This window comes from Pseudoduganella sp. GW821-FHT12E03, from assembly GCF_058807115.1.
The window spans coordinates 124,029-139,709 of sequence record NZ_JBXAQJ010000010.1 but is presented as its reverse complement, the minus strand read 5'-3'; the positions used below and the strand labels follow the sequence as shown (position 1 = coordinate 139,709).

The 15,681-nt window shown below is 60.7% G+C and carries 12 protein-coding genes; 4 read left to right on the top strand and 8 right to left on the bottom strand.

The annotated features are described in order from the left end of the window. The first annotated feature begins 1 nt into the window (after nucleotide 1). Nucleotides 2-445, top strand: coding sequence for a thioesterase family protein (locus AC1RRC_RS24425; protein ID WP_493058143.1), 444 nt, complete (start codon nucleotides 2-4; stop codon nucleotides 443-445). Between the two features lie 16 nt (nucleotides 446-461). Here AC1RRC_RS24425 and AC1RRC_RS24420 read toward each other — a convergent pair whose 3' ends face one another. Both AC1RRC_RS24420 and AC1RRC_RS24415 read right to left on the bottom strand, forming a co-directional pair. Next, nucleotides 462-968 (bottom strand): DUF3016 domain-containing protein, encoded by a 507-nt coding sequence (locus AC1RRC_RS24420; protein ID WP_493058142.1) that lies wholly within the window; start codon nucleotides 966-968, stop codon nucleotides 462-464. Nucleotides 969-1,077: 109 nt separating this feature from the next. Next, nucleotides 1,078-3,345, bottom strand: coding sequence for a PhoX family protein (locus AC1RRC_RS24415; protein ID WP_493058141.1), 2,268 nt, complete (start codon nucleotides 3,343-3,345; stop codon nucleotides 1,078-1,080). Between the two features lie 286 nt (nucleotides 3,346-3,631). Here AC1RRC_RS24415 and AC1RRC_RS24410 point away from each other — a divergent pair, with 286 nt between their 5' ends. Further along, entirely contained in the window at nucleotides 3,632-5,137 is a 1,506-nt protein-coding gene (locus AC1RRC_RS24410; protein WP_493058140.1) for an HD domain-containing phosphohydrolase, read from the top strand. Between the two features lie 85 nt (nucleotides 5,138-5,222). After that, nucleotides 5,223-6,872, top strand: a complete 1,650-nt coding sequence (locus AC1RRC_RS24405; RefSeq protein WP_493058139.1) for an FKBP-type peptidyl-prolyl cis-trans isomerase — start codon at nucleotides 5,223-5,225, stop codon at nucleotides 6,870-6,872. A gap of 152 nt (nucleotides 6,873-7,024) precedes the next feature. Here AC1RRC_RS24405 and AC1RRC_RS24400 read toward each other — a convergent pair whose 3' ends face one another. From AC1RRC_RS24400 to AC1RRC_RS24380, 5 genes are all read right to left on the bottom strand, one after another. Further along, nucleotides 7,025-7,507: a hypothetical protein gene (locus tag AC1RRC_RS24400; protein WP_493058138.1), complete on the bottom strand. Its 483-nt coding sequence runs from the start codon at nucleotides 7,505-7,507 to the stop codon at nucleotides 7,025-7,027. A 161-nt stretch (nucleotides 7,508-7,668) separates the two neighbouring features. Further along, the gene (locus AC1RRC_RS24395) at nucleotides 7,669-8,286 is read right to left on the bottom strand and encodes a YdeI/OmpD-associated family protein (protein ID WP_493058137.1); all 618 of its coding nucleotides are present in this window, start codon (nucleotides 8,284-8,286) and stop codon (nucleotides 7,669-7,671) included. A 106-nt stretch (nucleotides 8,287-8,392) separates the two neighbouring features. Next, the gene (locus AC1RRC_RS24390; protein WP_493058136.1) at nucleotides 8,393-8,791 is read right to left on the bottom strand and encodes a VOC family protein; all 399 of its coding nucleotides are present in this window, start codon (nucleotides 8,789-8,791) and stop codon (nucleotides 8,393-8,395) included. Between the two features lie 96 nt (nucleotides 8,792-8,887). Then, nucleotides 8,888-10,846 carry a GAF domain-containing protein gene (locus AC1RRC_RS24385; protein ID WP_493058135.1) on the bottom strand — a complete coding sequence of 653 codons (1,959 nt, stop codon included), beginning with the start codon at nucleotides 10,844-10,846 and terminating at the stop codon, nucleotides 8,888-8,890. A gap of 109 nt (nucleotides 10,847-10,955) precedes the next feature. Next, nucleotides 10,956-11,450, bottom strand: coding sequence for a hypothetical protein (locus tag AC1RRC_RS24380; RefSeq protein WP_493058134.1), 495 nt, complete (start codon nucleotides 11,448-11,450; stop codon nucleotides 10,956-10,958). 626 nt (nucleotides 11,451-12,076) lie between these two features. Between AC1RRC_RS24380 and AC1RRC_RS24375 the strand changes: the two genes are divergently transcribed. Further along, entirely contained in the window at nucleotides 12,077-12,457 is a 381-nt protein-coding gene (locus AC1RRC_RS24375) for a hypothetical protein (protein WP_493058133.1), read from the top strand. A 41-nt stretch (nucleotides 12,458-12,498) separates the two neighbouring features. On the opposite strand, the gene AC1RRC_RS24370 is transcribed toward AC1RRC_RS24375, so the two are convergent. After that, the gene (locus AC1RRC_RS24370) at nucleotides 12,499-15,570 is read right to left on the bottom strand and encodes a CHASE domain-containing protein (RefSeq protein WP_493058132.1); all 3,072 of its coding nucleotides are present in this window, start codon (nucleotides 15,568-15,570) and stop codon (nucleotides 12,499-12,501) included. Between the last annotated feature and the right edge of the window lie 111 nt (nucleotides 15,571-15,681).

Sequence of the window (15,681 nt, the reverse complement as noted above, 5' to 3'; positions counted from 1 at the left end):
TATGGCTCGCCTGCAACTCGAATTCCCTGAAGACCAGTTTTATTTTTCCACGCAATTGACGGTCCGCGTCACGGACATCAATGCCGCCAATCACCTGGCGAACGATTCCATGATTTCCATGATTTCCGAAGCGCGCGCCCGCTTCCTGTACGACTTCGGCGTACGGGAAACCGGGATCGACGGCACCGGCATCATCGTCACGGACCTGGCCACCGCCTACAAGGCGGAAGCCCATGCCCGCGACCAGTTGCTGTTTGAAGTGGGCGTGATGGACTTCAATAAATATGGCGGCGACATCACGTTCCGCATCACCCGCCCGCACGACCAGAAACTGGTCGCGATGGCGAAATCCGGCTTCGTTTTCTTCAACTACAAGCGCAGCCAGGTGGTGCCGATGCCGGAAGATTTCCTCGCCAAGTTCCCCAAGGTGAACTGGATCGACTGAGGCCGCGCTGCCACGCTTAACCGCGCCGCTTGACCTCGACGTTGAACGTCTTGCCGAACCAGGCATCGATCATTTGCTTTTCATGGCGCAAGGATTCACTGCTGCCATAGCGGTTCATTTCTTGCAAATAGTTCATGCTGGCCAAATCCGCCTCGCCGCTGTTGATGACTTTGCCATCTTGGGTGAGGCTGTAGCGCACGTGCATGCGCGGCCAGTCGGCGCCGCCGGTCAGCAGGCGGATTTCATTGCCGGTGCGGCGCGTCGGTTCGATGCGGCCCGCCAGGTCCAGTTCCGTCACTTCGACTTTTAAATCCTGACCCGCCGGCAACTGCTTGCCCAGCCGGGTGAAATGGTCCGTCAATTCCTTCAGCACCCGTTCCCGGTCGATCGGGGAAAACGGCACGTCGATGAATTTATCGGGTTCGATATAGGTGACGGTGGCGCCGGCATGTGCGGCGCCCGCCGTCAGCGCAGCTCCCAGGGCCAACGCCGCGGCGGCCAGGGAGTGGTTTAGTGTACGCATGATGGATTCCTTTCACGGGCAGGTTACAACCACAAATGACTATACGCCGATTTGACGTATTGCCCATGAAAGGAAATGTTTGCTTACGATTAGTTAAATCGCAGGCAGATTAACTACCGATGCGGCCGCCGTCATTCTTGGTAATGACGATGGTGGCAGAACGCGGACGCTTGCCGGCGCCATAGCCAATGCTGGAAGGCCACTGGCTGGTGTACTTCGATGGATCGGCAAGGTTGGCCTGGTTGGTGCCTTCACCCGGGTGCTGAATGTTGACGAACAGGGCTTTGCCATCCGGCGTTTCCGTGATGCCGGTCAGTTCGCAATCGACCGGGCCGACCAGGAAGCGTTTCAGCGTATCGGCCGTCGGTTTCTTGCCAACGAAGGTGTCCACGTTCAGGGTGCCGCCACCGGTGGTCGGGTAGCTCAGCGACACTTTGCCGCCATCGCCCACCTGGCCTGGCAGGGCCGCCAGCATCATGCAATTGGTGACGTCGGTGTAGGCGCCATCATCGGTCTGGATCCAGCAAATGCCGGTTGCCTGGCTGAATGCCAATCCGTCCGGGCTGGAGTGGTCCTGGTCCGAGGTCAGGTTCGACAGGTTGACCTTGCTGACATCGGCGCCCGCTTCGGCGGCAAACAGGTAAACGTCCCACGTGAAGTTGGCGGCCGACGAACCTGCCGCACCTTCCTTGACGCGCAGGATGTGGCCATTCGGGTTGCCGTTTTGCGCGGTGGTCCCCTTCATGTCGGTGTAGGCGCGCGGGTTGGCGGCGTCCGGAGCCAGTTGCGACGAACCGCTCGGGTTGACGTTACGGTTGCTGTTGTTGGTCAGCGAAAAGTAGATTTCGCCGTTGGCCGGGTTGACCGAGCACCATTCCGGACGGTCCATCTTGGTCGCGCCCACGGCATCGCCTGCCAGGCGGGCATTGACCAGCACGTCGGCCTGGTCGGCGAATTTGTAGCCGGCGTAGCCGGCGATGGCGGCGTTCGCAATGCTCAGCTCGATCCAGGCGCCGGTGCCATCGGCATTGAACTTGGCAACGAACAATTTGCCGCTGTCCAGGTATTTGTCGCCGATGGCCAGCATGTCGGTCGGGGTCGCGTCCGCTGGATTCCAGGTCGCGGTCGACACGAATTTGAAGATGTATTCGTTGCGCGAGTCGTCGCCCATGTACACGGCCAGTGGCTGACCAGCCACCTGCTTGCCGAAGGCGGCGGATTCGTGCGCATAGCGGCCCAGTGCGGTGCGCTTTTTGACGGCCTTGGTTTTGTTGTACGGATCGGCTTCGACGATATAGCCCATGCCGTTCATTTCGTTGCGGTAGTCATCGCTGCCATCAAGCGAGGCGCCCAGCTTGCTGTTGTTCCAGCGCGCGTATTTGTCATCGGTGCCGCCCGATTCCCAGCCGTGGCGCGATGCGGCGCCCTGGCTGCGGCCATAGCGGTTCAGCGATGCCACGCTCTTGTCGTTGCCGCGCGCGGCATTGTCTTGCGCGCCACGCACGAAGTAGCCGGACCAGTTTTCTTCACCGGACACGAACGAGCCCCATGGGGTACGGCCGGTGCCGCAGTTGTTCAGGGTGCCACGGGTCTTGGAGCCGTCTTTCGAATACTTGGTCACCACCAGCGCATTGCCGCGCACCGGGCCGGACAGTTCGCACTCGGTCAGGCAGGTGACACGGCGGTTGAAGGCGGAATCCTTCACGTATTCCCACTTGCCGCCGGCTTTGCGTACTTCCACCATCGACAAACCGTGCAGCGCGGTTTCACGGTCGATTTCCGCCGCTGGACGCGGCAGCGTGTTGGTGCCGCCATTGGCGTGGATAAAGAACGACGACAGTTGCTGGTTGGTGGTGGCTTCGTGGTTCATGGCCAGGATGCCGCGGTCCACTGCGGTGGACGATGCTTTGCCGTCGGCGGTCAGGCCGAAGAATTCCATGCCGTCATGGTGATCGCCGGCACGGCTTTCAAAGTCCGCGTCGGTGCCATCGTTCTTGAAGGCGGTGGCCGATGCGGTCAGCGGATCGCCCAGTGCGTACAGCACGGTGGCGGTATAGCCGGCCGGCACGGTCACCAGGTCGGCCAGGCTTTTCGGCACGGCCGTGAAGCCCAGCAGTTTTTCCGTTGGCGGCGTGACCGGCGGGTTCACTGGCGCCACCGGCGTGGCCGGCGCTTCGCTGCTGCCACAACCGGACAACCCGGCGGTCAGTCCCATTGCGCCCATCACGGCGGTGGCGGCGCTGGCGGCACTGCCGCGCAACAGGTTACGGCGGCTGATGCGCTGGTCCAGGATGACACTGAAGTGGTCATTCCGGGTATTGTTGTAGCCGACGGTGTCATCCATGTCGATGCGGGCTGGGGCGCGGTCTTTAGTCATGTTTCGCAATCTGTGTGGTGGGGAAGGGTCAAAACGCCGCCATTCTAGAGTGGAAAAATGACAACATTGTGACGTACAAAAAACAATGCAGGGTCACGGAAAGCGTTGAAATATTGGCAAAACAGTTACAAAATTCAGCCAAACGCTTGAGTTTGTTGTTTGGTGTCCGCGCAAAGAGTGTTGCCAGTTGTTAATTCGGCGAAGCTGAGTCTACAATCGAAAAAGTGCGCCCGGAAAATGCGCATAAGTCCTTGTTGCAACGCCACATTTGCGGAAATTCGTCCCTATGTCTTTTTTGTCTTCTGCGTCGCCAAAACTCGCACCCTGGAAGGTACTGTTAGTTGACGACGAACCGGATATCCATGACGTTACCAAGCTGACGCTGACCCGATTCCGCCTGGACGGCCGCGCGCTGACCTTCCTGCACGCGTATAGCGGCGCGGAAGCCAAAGAAGTCCTGGCGCGTGAAAAAGACATCGCGCTGGTGTTCCTCGATGTGGTGATGGAGCAGGAAGACAGCGGCCTGGAAGTGGCGCGCTGGATGCGCCAGGAATTGAACAACCAATTCACCCGCATCGTGCTGCGCACCGGCCAGCCGGGCCAGGCGCCGGAAGAACGCGTGATCGTCAATTACGACATCAACGATTACAAGGAAAAGACGGAGCTGGACCGCACCAAGCTGTTCACCACCACCTTTGCCGCGCTGCGCGCTTACCGCGACATCATGAAGGTCGAAGAAGCGCGCATTGCCCAGGCCAATTACCGCGAAGGGCTGGAGCGCGTGATCGAAGCGTCGGCTCATATTTTCCAGCAGCGCAACCTGAAAGATTTCGCCAACGGCTTGCTGCAGCAAGTGGTGGCCCTGCTGCGCCTGGAAAACAGCATGCTGCTGCGCCTGCGCGCAGCCACCGCCATCAGTGGCGAAAACGAATACGAAGTACTGGCGCAAATCGGCGATGAAGGCACATCCATCCTGACGCCGGACTTGCTGAACCAGTTGCATGCGGCGCAGAGTAACCGCATCTCCAAGCTGGAAGGCGATACCTATGTCGGCTACTTCCCCAATGCCAGCGGCAAGGTGTCGCTGCTGGTGCTCAAAGGGGTGGACGAAATTTCGGAAATCGACGCCAAGCTGCTGGAAGTGTTTTGCTCCGGCGTGGCCATCGCGTTCGACAATATCCTGCTGACCCAGGAAATCACGGATACCCAGGCCGAGCTGATCCTGCGCCTCGGCGACGTGGTGGAATCGCGCTCGAATGAAGCGGGCAACCACGTGCGCCGCATGTCGGAAATCTGCCAGCTGCTGGCGCTCGAATCGGGCATGCCGGAAGAAGAAACCGCCATCCTGAAACACGCGGCGCCAATGCACGACATCGGCAAGATCGCCACCCCGGACGCGGTGCTACTGAAACCGGGCAAGCTCGATGCGGCCGAATGGGAAATCATGAAGCAGCACCCGGCGGTCGGCCTGTCGATCCTCGACGGTTCGCAGCGCCCGATCCTCAAGGCGGCCGCCGTGATCGCGCACCAGCACCACGAAAAATATGACGGCAGCGGCTACCCGCAGGGACTGCAAGGCGAAAACATTCACCTGTACGCGCGGATCGTGGCGGTGGCCGACGTGTTTGACGCCCTGATGCACAAGCGCTGCTACAAGGATGCGTGGCCGGTGCAGGAAGTGGTCAATCACTTGCGCGAAGTGGCGGGCAAACACCTCGATCCAACGTATGTGGAAGTGCTGGTCAATAACATCGACAAGGCGCTGGCGATCAACGACCGCTTCCCCGATTAAACAACTATGTAACAGACTGTTGCGGCGGTGTTTTGTAGACACATTGCCGCGCAGGAAATACGCTACACTCGTCGGCTTTCAACCTGTGAAAGTACCGACCATGCGCCCGACCCTGATTTACGCCAGCCTCCTCACTGCATTCGTGTTGACGGGTTGTGGGGATGGGACTTCGGTTGCCGGCCAGGACCGCGCCCGCCAGGGCGCCGCAGTCACGGCAACGGCCATGGCGGCGCAAACCGTCCAGCCGATTATCTTCAGCGGCGTGATCGCCAACTACACCGTCACCAAGACCGACGCCGGTTATGTCATTGCCGACACCACCGGCGCGGAAGCGCCGCGCACCGTGGCCGCCACGGCGCGCCTGCGCTTTGCCGACATGTCGATGGCGTTCGACGCCGAAGGCAATCCCGGCCAGGCTTACCGTTTATACCGCGCCGCGTTTGCACGCGAACCGGATGCGGCCGGCCTCGGTTACTGGCTCGGCGTGCTGGACCAGGGCATTTACCTGCTGGGCATGGCGGAAGGCTTTACCGCCTCAAGCGAATTCAAAGCCTTGTACGCGAACGCCGCCACCAACCGCGACATCGTCGCGCAATACTATGTGAATGTGCTCAAGCGCCCGGGCGAAGCCGCGGGCCTCGATTACTGGAGCGGCATCCTCGACACCAAACAGGATACGCTGGCCGGCGTGCTGCGCAACTTCAGCGAAGGCCCGGAAAACAAGACCGGCACGGCCGCCGCCATTGCCGCCGGCATCCGCTACATTGAATACGGCGTGCGCTACCCGGCCACCGCGTATCCGGTGCGCGCGGCCTACCAGCAAAGCATCGCGACGGAACACACGGACTTCATGACGGTGACCGGCACCTGCCCTGGCAATGCCGCGATCACCAGTGCCGCGCCGATCGCCGCCACCTTCGAAGGCCAGGCCGCAACCGCGCAATCGACCAGCGTCGATGTCGGCCTGACCTATTGCAACACCAGCCGCCTGGCATGGACCCAGACCGACTACTACGACAGCAACCAGACCTTGCTGGGTTTCCTCCGCACGAACGCGGAATATGACGTTGGCGGCGGCACCCTGCCCGCCACCATCAAGGTCGGCGACAAGGGCGTCTACGCCACGCAAACCGCGTATGCCGACAACACCAAGAAAACCAATATCGGCAAGCGCACACTCGGCTATGCGCTGGACGCCGATGGCGAATCGGCCAATACCGCGATCCTGACCCTGACGGCGACGCACACGACCACCGCCAACCTCAACGACCTGATCCGCACCAGCCGCTACCGCGTCGGCACCGATGGTTCGTTAAAACTGCTGACGGTCGATGAACGTTTCGGCAACGGCTCGTACCTGACCTATGCGCAAGACCCGACCATCGTCCAGCCGGCCAAGCTGACCATCACCGATACCGTGGTGGGCACGGGCGCCGTGGCGCAAAACGGCAAAACCGTCACCGCCAATTACACGGGCTGGCTGTATGACCCGAAAGCGCCAGGCTTCAAGGGCCAACAATTCGACTCGTCCGCCGGCCGCTCGCCGTTTGCCTTTACGCTGGGCGCTGGCCAGGTGATCGCCGGCTGGGACCAGGGCATACTGAACATGCGGGTGGGCGGCAAGCGCACCTTGCTGATTCCAAGCCAGCTGGGCTATGGCGCTTCCGGCTCGGGCAGCATCATCAAGGGGAATGCGGCGTTGGTGTTTGAGGTGGAGTTGGTGAGTGTGAAGTGATGCGCGGGCGCCCCATTGCTGCCGGTCGTCATTCCCGCGAATGCGGGAATCTATAGACAGCTTGCCGTCGGGTAATTCAGCCTTGGGGACGTAGCGGAAACTCAAGCCTTCCGTCAAGCGGCGAGACCGGCGCGTGGCGTAAGGCTTGCGGATTAGTTGTAGGTCTTTGGCAATGCGCTGAAATTCGCGATCTGCCCCACCGAGACCGGCCAGACGGTGGACCGCTTCACGTCCACTCGGTTGGTTGCGGCGCTGGCACGGACTTCCGCGAAGAGATCGACTCGCATACCCTCGAATTGGGCGGATAGCTGTTTTATGTGGCTAATGACGTCGATCAGCAGCCATTTTTGACAAGTCGGGCAAATTTGCGCATCAACCCAAAATTTGATCTGGAAATTATCGTCTGAGAAATTCTCACGGCTGGCATTCACTCTTGCCCGCAAATTATTCACCGTGTCCCTCCCCCAAGCCTCAGCCCAAGCCAGGCGTTCCGCATGGTTATTGAGTGCGTTGGTCGCGCCACCACCACCGCCACCCATATTGGCAGTTCCCGTGCCCATCAAGCCCCACGCTCCGGCGCCCCTGTTACCATCCCCCTGACTGCTCCATTTGCAATAGACTTCTGCAGTTACCATTGCGGCCTCCTGGTGAGTTGAGAAGGACTAATCTTATCTCGGTAAGCCGGAATAATGTCTCTCAGATTCTCACAATCGATGGCCTCAACGTAGCCCCGGATCATCATGGCTAGTTGGACGATGGTTTGAGCTCATCACCGCGATGAGTCGGCTCTGTTCACTTATGTGGCATCCTCGGCCGCCTTGCTCCGCTTCTTCGCCATGATCGGATGAAGCGTCTCTTGCCGAGCTAGCATGGCTGCATACTCCTGTGCCTTGCGCACCTTGGTCTCAGGCTTTATTGCTGTCTGCACCCGGAACAACACTGCATAGCGGTTTTGTGAATTGAGGGTAGCGAAAAATTCGGCTGCCCCGGGGTGGTCGACGAACGCGGCCTGAAGTTCCGGCGGCACGCTCGCCATGCTGGACGAGTCGTACGCTGCATCCCACCGACCATCCTTTTTCGCTCGCTCGATTTCAGCCAGGCCACTCGGCTGCATCTTACCCTCTTCAATATACCTGAGCGCCTTCTCACGATTGACCTTGGACCATAGACTGCGTGGGCGACGCGGTGTCCAGCGCTGCAAATAATGATGCTGGTCGAGCGAACGTTTTTGGCCGTCGATCCAGCCGAAGCACAACGCAACTTCCAATGCCTCTTGATAGCTTACGCTAGGGATTGGAGCCCCTTTCTTCGCGTGCTGCAGCCACACCCCGTCAGAGCCATCGTGGTGGACTGCGAGCCACTGCGCAAATGCCCCCTGGCAGGGGAACAACATCGTCTCAACATCTGCTGCCATCGAATCACTCCGAATTTGTTCTCGCAAAGGCTTCCGCGTCTGCCGGATCTGGCGGGCCGCTTCTGGCCTATAGCATCCCTTCAACACCTGCCAAGCGGCTACAAGATCAAGGTTGATCCGCCGTCCACACCAAATTCCAAAGGTGCCCATCCAAATCCTCAAACCCCTGGTCATACATAAACCCATGATCTTCCGGCGGATGCGGCGTGGTCCCGCCGGCGGCAAGGGCTCTGCTGATCAGGCTATCGACTTCTTCCCGGCTCTCGCAACTGAGGCAAATCACCACTTCATTGGCGTCCTTCGCCTGCACCACCGGTTTGTTGATCAGCGACTGGAAGAACGGTTCCGTCGACAGCACCGCATGGATGCTGCCGTCCACGATGTTCATGTACGCGGCCTGCTCGTTACTGAATTGCGGGTTGAAGCTGAAGCCGAGGGCGGTAAAAAAGGCTTTGGATTTCTCCAGGTCCTTGACGGGCAAGTTGAAAATGATCTGCTTGTTCATGACGTCTCCAAGTGGATAAAGAATCAGGGTGCTTCATCCATCACGACGGATGGCGGCACCTGAATTCGACACGCATGAAAAAAATCGCGGTCCCGCTTACGCCGCAATTTTCCCGTGCTGCACCTTCGGAAACTTCAAGCTGTAATGCAGCCCCATCCCCGGCGCGCTGACCACTTTCACCGTGCCGCCCAGCGCGCCCGTCACCAGGTTGTACAGGATATGCGCCCCCAGGCCGCTGCCGCCTGAGCCGCGCTTCGTGGTGAAGAACGGGTCGAACAATTGCGCCAAGGTGGTCTGGTCCATGCCGATACCGTCGTCACTGTAATCGAACAGCACGTGCTCGCCGTCGATGCGGCCCTTGATTTTGATAATGCCATCCTGCCCGTCGCCGTACCCGTGCACCAGCGAATTGACCACCATGTTGGTGATGATTTGCGACACGGCGCCGGGGAAGCTTTCCATCTGGATCTCGGTCGGAACGTCCACCTCCACCTTGATCGGCTTGCCTTTCAATTTCGGCTGCAGCGACAGCAGCACTTCATCGAGGTATTTGCGCAAATTGAAGGAGCGCACGCTGTCGGACGACTGGTCCACCGCCACCTGTTTAAAACTGCGCACCAGCGCGGCGGCGCGCTGGGTGTTGGTGGTCATGATGCGCAGCGACTGGTCGATGATGTCGAAGAACTGGTTCAAGCCTTCTTCGTCCAGGGCGCCGGCCGCCAGGTCTTCGCGCGTGAGTTTCAGCTCTTGCACCAGGTGGCTGGTGGCGGTCACGCAAATGCCCAGCGGGGTGTTGATTTCATGCGCCACGCCGGCCACCAGGCGGCCCAGCGACGCGAGTTTTTCCTGGCGCACCAGTTCCGACTGCGCTTCCTGCAACTGGTGCAGCGCGTTGTTCAGCGAGACATTTTGTTCTTCCAGCGTTTCCTTGGCCAGGCGGATCGCGCGCTCGTTTTGCAGGCGCGAGATCGCCACCGCCACGTGGTTCGCCATGAAGGCCAGGATGTCGAGGTCCGACTGGCCGTACACCACGCTGTCGTCATAGCTTTGCACGATCAGCACGCCATAGGCGTAATCGTTGAGCATCATGGGCGCGCCCATCCAGCTGGCGATTTCCTCGTTGCCCAGCGGGTGGTCGATTTCGCCCTTTTCCAGCAGCTCGCGGTAACTGTCGCGGTCCAGCAGACACGGCTTGCGCTGCTTGAGGATGTACGAACTCATGCCGATGCCGTATTCGAAGCGCTTGACCGGCGCGTCCGAGTCTTTTTCATCGACAAAATACGGGATCGTGATTTCGTTGCTGCTGGGCTGGTACAACGCAATCAGGAAATTGCGCGCGGTGACGACTTCACTGATGGCTTCGTGCAGCTGGCCCCAGATGGTTTCCGTATCCCAGGCGCCGGCCGACAGGCTGGCGATTTCATACAGGGCGCGCTGCAGGCTTTCCGCGCGGCGGCGTTCCGCCACTTCGAATTCCAGCGCGGCCGTGCGTTCGTGCACGGCGCGCTCCAGCCGGTCCATGCTCTGCAAACCCTGCAGGGCGCTGGACACATAATTGGCGATCAGCGAAAACAGCGCTTCGTCTTCCGTGCTGAACGTATGTTCCTTGTCGTAACTCTGGATCACGATGGCGCCCAGCGCCTGATGGTTCTGGTCCAGCAGCGGGAAGCCCATCCAGTGCTCGGCCGTGGTGCCCCAGCCCCATTTGTTGCCGTCGAGTTCGTGCTGGTTGTGTTCTTCCGCCGTCATGATCAGCGGCTGGCGGTTCAGGATCACCCAGGCGGTCGGCGACTGGTCGGGCGAAGCCAGGGTCACCAGGTCACCGCGCCCCGGCGCTTCGTCGAGTTCGTCCACGAAATACACGAAGCGCACGGCATTTGGCTTACCGTCGAGGTCGCTCAGCGCGACATAGAAATTGGCCGCATACATGATGCGGCCCAGCGCCGCATGGACGGCTTGCAGGAATTCCGCAATGTCGGTGCAAGTGCTCGATTTTTGCCCGATTTCGAGCAACATGCTTTGTACGGCTTCCAGGCGGCTGAGGCGGCTTTCCATCTATGTTTTCCTATTGGGCAATATGCGCATAGGAAATACTAGCAGGCGGCACCTGTCGAGGCCAGAGAATTGCACCCGGATGCAACACCCGGGCCGCACAGGTCACCGCTTACGGCTTGCGGTAACCGGATTCCATCCAGGCCGTGGCGCTTGCCACCGATAACTTGAAGTTCGGCGCGACCCGCACCTGCGCCTGTTCTTCGCCATAAGGATCAAAGGCCGTCAGGGTTGCATACGGATCATCTTCATCGGCGGTAATGTCGAGATTGACCGTGATGTACGCCGCCCCCACCGTGTGCACCCGCACGCTCTTGTGCAATTGCGCGTGCAATTGCTGTTCGTGGCGGCGGATCACTTCGCTGGCGGTTTTCACCAGGGTATTGAAGGCGTTGATATCGAGCGGTTTCGGGTTTTTCTTGTCGCGGCCCATGGTCCATGGCCCCACCAGCGCAGGCTCCGGCTCGCCATCCTTGATCATGGCGACGGCCCAGCCTTCATCTTCTTCATTCTTAATGACGAGGGCGGTCCAGCCATTGCCCTGCCAGACACGGTCTTCCTGTACCAGCGCTGGTTCATCTGCGAATTCCATCAAATCATCAGTCATAGCGGTCCCGTCGTGAATGCATCGAAAATACTGTGATTATATACAGTTATTTTTATCCGGCAAACTCTCAAAACAAAAAGCCCGCTAAAAAGCGGGCTTTTCAATTTGCTAGCCAGAACCGGCCGGCGCTTACATCAGAGACGGCATGCTGGCCGGGGCGGCGGCGCTATAGGCGGCCCCAGCGGCGTGCGGCGCGGATCAATCGCCGGCTCCGGCATATGGTAGGTGTACGGGTTGATGATAATCGGCGGGATGCTGGGCGGTGCGGACGGCGGTCCCTTGGGTCCTCCTGAGCACTGTGCGCTGCGCTGGCGCATTTCACTGCCGAATCCCGAGGATATCGATTGACCCTCGCTAATTTCAAGCCATGCCATATTGCCCTCCATGTGCAGGATAGGTAGTCAGTATAGTTAAGCATGCCTTTATTTCAAGGAAAAACTGCCTATATTTTCAGCAAGCTGCACTGTGGGAACAGTCTGTCGGGGACTGCGCCCCATTTATCCTGCCAATTCCACCGTTTATCGCACGCTTGTGGTGACGCAAAGGGGTGAAGCGTACAGTTTCACCATACCAAACGGAAACACCACCTGAACCACTACCTACCACTACCGCACGAGGGAACCAAAATGAAAAAGCTCTTTGCCATCGCCATCATCGCCATCCTGGCCCTGTGCGCATGGAATTCAATCGACACCAACGACATGATTGTCAACATCGATGGCGAAGAAGTGGATGGTCCGCTGGGCGCCTTGCTGGGCCTGGTCTTCGGCGGCCTGGGCATGGTGATCGCCGCGATTGCCGTCACTTGCGCCGCGGTCTTCGTCGGTTTCGTGTTTGCCGGCCTGGGCGTGCTGCTGGTGGTGGGCCTGGCGCTGGTGGGCATCATCCTGGCGGCCGTGATCGCACCGTTCATGCTGCCACTGCTGATTCCTGCCGCGATCATCTGGTTCATCATGTCGCGCAACCGCAAGCACCGCGAAAAAGCAGCGTTCGAACACGCCGTCTGAACCAACTGATGCAGCTAAATGATGCAGCTGAACTAATTTAGCTACACTGCCGGGGGCGCCACCGCCTCCGGCTTTTCTTCGATGGCCGGCTCACTTCCCTCGCCGGCCAGCTCGACCCGGTTCCGCCCTCCCCGTTTTGCCCGGTACAGCGCCTTGTCGGCGCGGATCAAAGCCGCATCGCCACCCTGGTCACGCGCATGCATCGCGGCAATGCCGATACTGACAGTCACGGCCAGCACATGGCCATCGATTGCCAAAGGCGTGCTGCCGATACGCTGGCGCAACCGTTCGGCAAACGCCATCGCGGCGGGAATGTCCGCCCCGGGCAATAGCACGGCAAATTCTTCCCCGCCGACACGGCCCAGCATGTCGATCTTGCGCTGGCAATCGCGCATCAATGCGGCCAGGTGGCGCAGCACCGCGTCGCCCGCCGCATGGCCATATTCATCGTTGACCCGCTTGAAGTGGTCGATGTCGAGCATCAGCACGGCGGCGCGGCCACCCCGCACGCCGACGTCGCGCTGCAGGCGGGCCTGCTCATCTTCCAGGCGTGCCATGAATTCACGCCGGTTCGGCAAGCCGGTCAGAAAATCCGTGGTGGCCAGCATCAGCAATTCATCATTCATGCGCTTGCGTTCCGTGATATCGACCGTGGACACGATGACGAAATCGAGGTTGTGTGTATGGCCGGGCATCACCAGCAAGGTCAGTTCATTCTGGCGGGTGGCGCCATCGAGCCGCTGGAACGTGCTTTCACAGGAAAACAAATGCGCGCCCTGCAGCAGCGCAGCGAGCGCATGGGCAAAGGCGGGCATGGCGGAAACGTGGAAATTCTGCGCCAGCGACAGCACCGACAAATCCTTGTTGCCCGGCGCCGCCCCCACCTGCGCCAGCGCCGCCGCGTTGACGTCGACGATGCGCACCATGGCGGCCATGCGCGCCAGCTGGCTGGGATTATTTTGCAGGAACAGCGGGATGTCTTCCACGCCGGACTCCTGCAATTCCTGCAGCGCGCCATGCACGGCCGACCAGTCCTGTTCCCACAGCGCCACCGGCGCGTTGTCATACAGGCTGCGGAAGCGCGCTTCACCGGCGCGCAGCGCCACACCGGCCTGCGCCTGTTCGATGGCAATGCCGGCCAGCCGCGACGCCTGTTCGATCAGCGCCAGGTGCGCGAGGCTGGGCCGCTGTGCTTCGCGGTGGAAGATGGCAAAGGTGCCGAGGATCTTGCCGGTGGCGCCTCGGATCGGCTCGGACCAGCAGGATTTCAGGCCGGCGCGCACCGACAGGTCGCGGTATTGCCGCCACAGGGGATCGGTGACCATGTTTTCCACGATCACCCGTTCTCCCGTCATGATCGCCTGGCCGCAGCAGCCTTCTCCCATATCCACATAATGGCCATGCAGCGCCGCGTTGAAAAACGCGGGCAGGCTGGGCGCCGCGCCGACCAGCAGGCGGCGCCCATCCTCATCGAGCAGCAGCAAGGCGCACAGCATGCCCGGATGGTCCGCCTCGACGCCCTGCACCACGCTTTGCAGCACGGATTCCAGCGGCGCGCCGGTGGCCAGCAATTCCAGCACATGGCGGCGCATCTGCTCGCGCCGTTCACCGTGGGTGCGCTCGGTGATGTCGCGGAATGACCAGAGCCGCACCGATTCATTGCCGACGCAAATGCCGCGTATATATTGTTCCAGCACGCGGCCATCCTTCAGGTGCAACTGCGCGCGCTGTTCTTCATTCGAGTCCAGCATGCGCTGCACGGCAGCGTCAAACACAGGCGGATACACCAATTGCGCCGATACGTGCCGCATCAGGGTCGCGCCGTCGGCCTGCCAGTCCAGCTGTTCCGGCACGTTCCACAATTCGCGGAAGCGGCGGTTGGAATTGAGGATGACGCCACGGAAGTTGTCGACCAAAATGCCGTCCACCGTGGAATCGAGAATGCTGCGCAACACTTCCTGGCTGCGCTGCGCGCTTTCCGCCATGGCCACGATGTTGGCCTGGCCTTCGGCCAGTTCATCCGCCAGCTGGCGCGCCTGGTCCAGCGCCGCGCGCGACTTGCGCCGGCTGTGCGCCAGCATCCAGGCCAGCGCCGCCAGCACCGCGCTCAACACCACGCCCGACACGCCGATCAGCCGCACCCGGTCATTGCGCTCGATGCCATCGCCGCTGCCCGGCAAGCCGCCGATGCGTACCGTCCAGCGGTGGCCCGCGATACTGATCTTCTGCACCGTGCGCCGCACCCGCGTGCCGGCGACATCGGCCACGCTGTCATACATGCGGTTCGCCACGTCAACCACATCGCCATCATAGATTTCAACATCCAGGGCGGCGGCCCGGTCGCCGCCAATGCCGGCCATCACATCGCCGATGCGGAACGGCGAATACACCCAGCCCGCGATGGCGGCACGGCGCTGTTGCAAGGTGGTGTGCGGCTTGCCGTTGCGGTACACCGGCAGCACGATCAGGAAGCCGGACTGGCCTTGCGTGGAAGTTTCCTGCACCAGCGTGATTTTGCCCGACATGGCGGGCATGCCGGTGTCGCGCGCCAGTTCCAGCGCGGCGCGGCGCACGGGTTCGAACAGCGCGTCATAGCCGAATGCCCGCAAATTGGCGCCGGTGAACGGCTCCAGGTAAATGACGGGGGCGTACTGGGGGCGTTCGCCCGCCGGGCGGACGGAATAATCGGGAAAGCCTTCGCTGCGGATGCCCGCGACATGGACATCCCGCTGGCTGCCCTCGACCAGGCGCATATAACCGATCCCCTGGATCCCGGGAAAGTGGTCGTTCAGTCCCTGCCCGGTGACATAACTGCGGAATTCCGCGCGGTCCACATATTCGGAACTCGCATATAAACCCTGCGCGCCATACAGAACCTGCACATAGGTCTGCATCCGCTGCGCAATGTTGTTGACCAGCTCGTGGACGCGGTAATTGAAGTCGGTCTGGTTATCCCGTTCAGCGTCAACGCTGGCGTTGTTCCACAGCCACCACGTCGAGCCCAGGCAAACCGCCAGCACCAGCCCCGACGTACACGCCGGGCTGAGCAGATATTGCGGCAGCCATCGTTCGCTGGGCCGGCGTGGTTGGGGCCGGGGGGTAGGCTCGTCCATGGATTCCACACATCGGGAGGGGGCAGGCATCAGCTTGATAGTACGTGAGGCCGCCGGTGCAGGCAACGACAGATTGTGACATATCGGCAATATGCGCCACGGAATTGGCAA

Coding starts and splice junctions, on each gene's coding strand:
- AC1RRC_RS24400 (WP_493058138.1), bottom strand. CDS start 7,507: ATGGTAACTGCAGAAGTCTATTGCAAATGGAGCAGTCAGGGGGATGGT.
- AC1RRC_RS24375 (WP_493058133.1), top strand. CDS start 12,077: ATGAAAAAGCTCTTTGCCATCGCCATCATCGCCATCCTGGCCCTGTGC.
- AC1RRC_RS24390 (WP_493058136.1), bottom strand. CDS start 8,791: ATGAACAAGCAGATCATTTTCAACTTGCCCGTCAAGGACCTGGAGAAA.
- AC1RRC_RS24380 (WP_493058134.1), bottom strand. CDS start 11,450: ATGACTGATGATTTGATGGAATTCGCAGATGAACCAGCGCTGGTACAG.
- AC1RRC_RS24410 (WP_493058140.1), top strand. CDS start 3,632: ATGTCTTTTTTGTCTTCTGCGTCGCCAAAACTCGCACCCTGGAAGGTA.
- AC1RRC_RS24415 (WP_493058141.1), bottom strand. CDS start 3,345: ATGACTAAAGACCGCGCCCCAGCCCGCATCGACATGGATGACACCGTC.
- AC1RRC_RS24395 (WP_493058137.1), bottom strand. CDS start 8,286: ATGGCAGCAGATGTTGAGACGATGTTGTTCCCCTGCCAGGGGGCATTT.
- AC1RRC_RS24420 (WP_493058142.1), bottom strand. CDS start 968: ATGCGTACACTAAACCACTCCCTGGCCGCCGCGGCGTTGGCCCTGGGA.
- AC1RRC_RS24425 (WP_493058143.1), top strand. CDS start 2: ATGGCTCGCCTGCAACTCGAATTCCCTGAAGACCAGTTTTATTTTTCC.
- AC1RRC_RS24370 (WP_493058132.1), bottom strand. CDS start 15,570: ATGGACGAGCCTACCCCCCGGCCCCAACCACGCCGGCCCAGCGAACGA.
- AC1RRC_RS24385 (WP_493058135.1), bottom strand. CDS start 10,846: ATGGAAAGCCGCCTCAGCCGCCTGGAAGCCGTACAAAGCATGTTGCTC.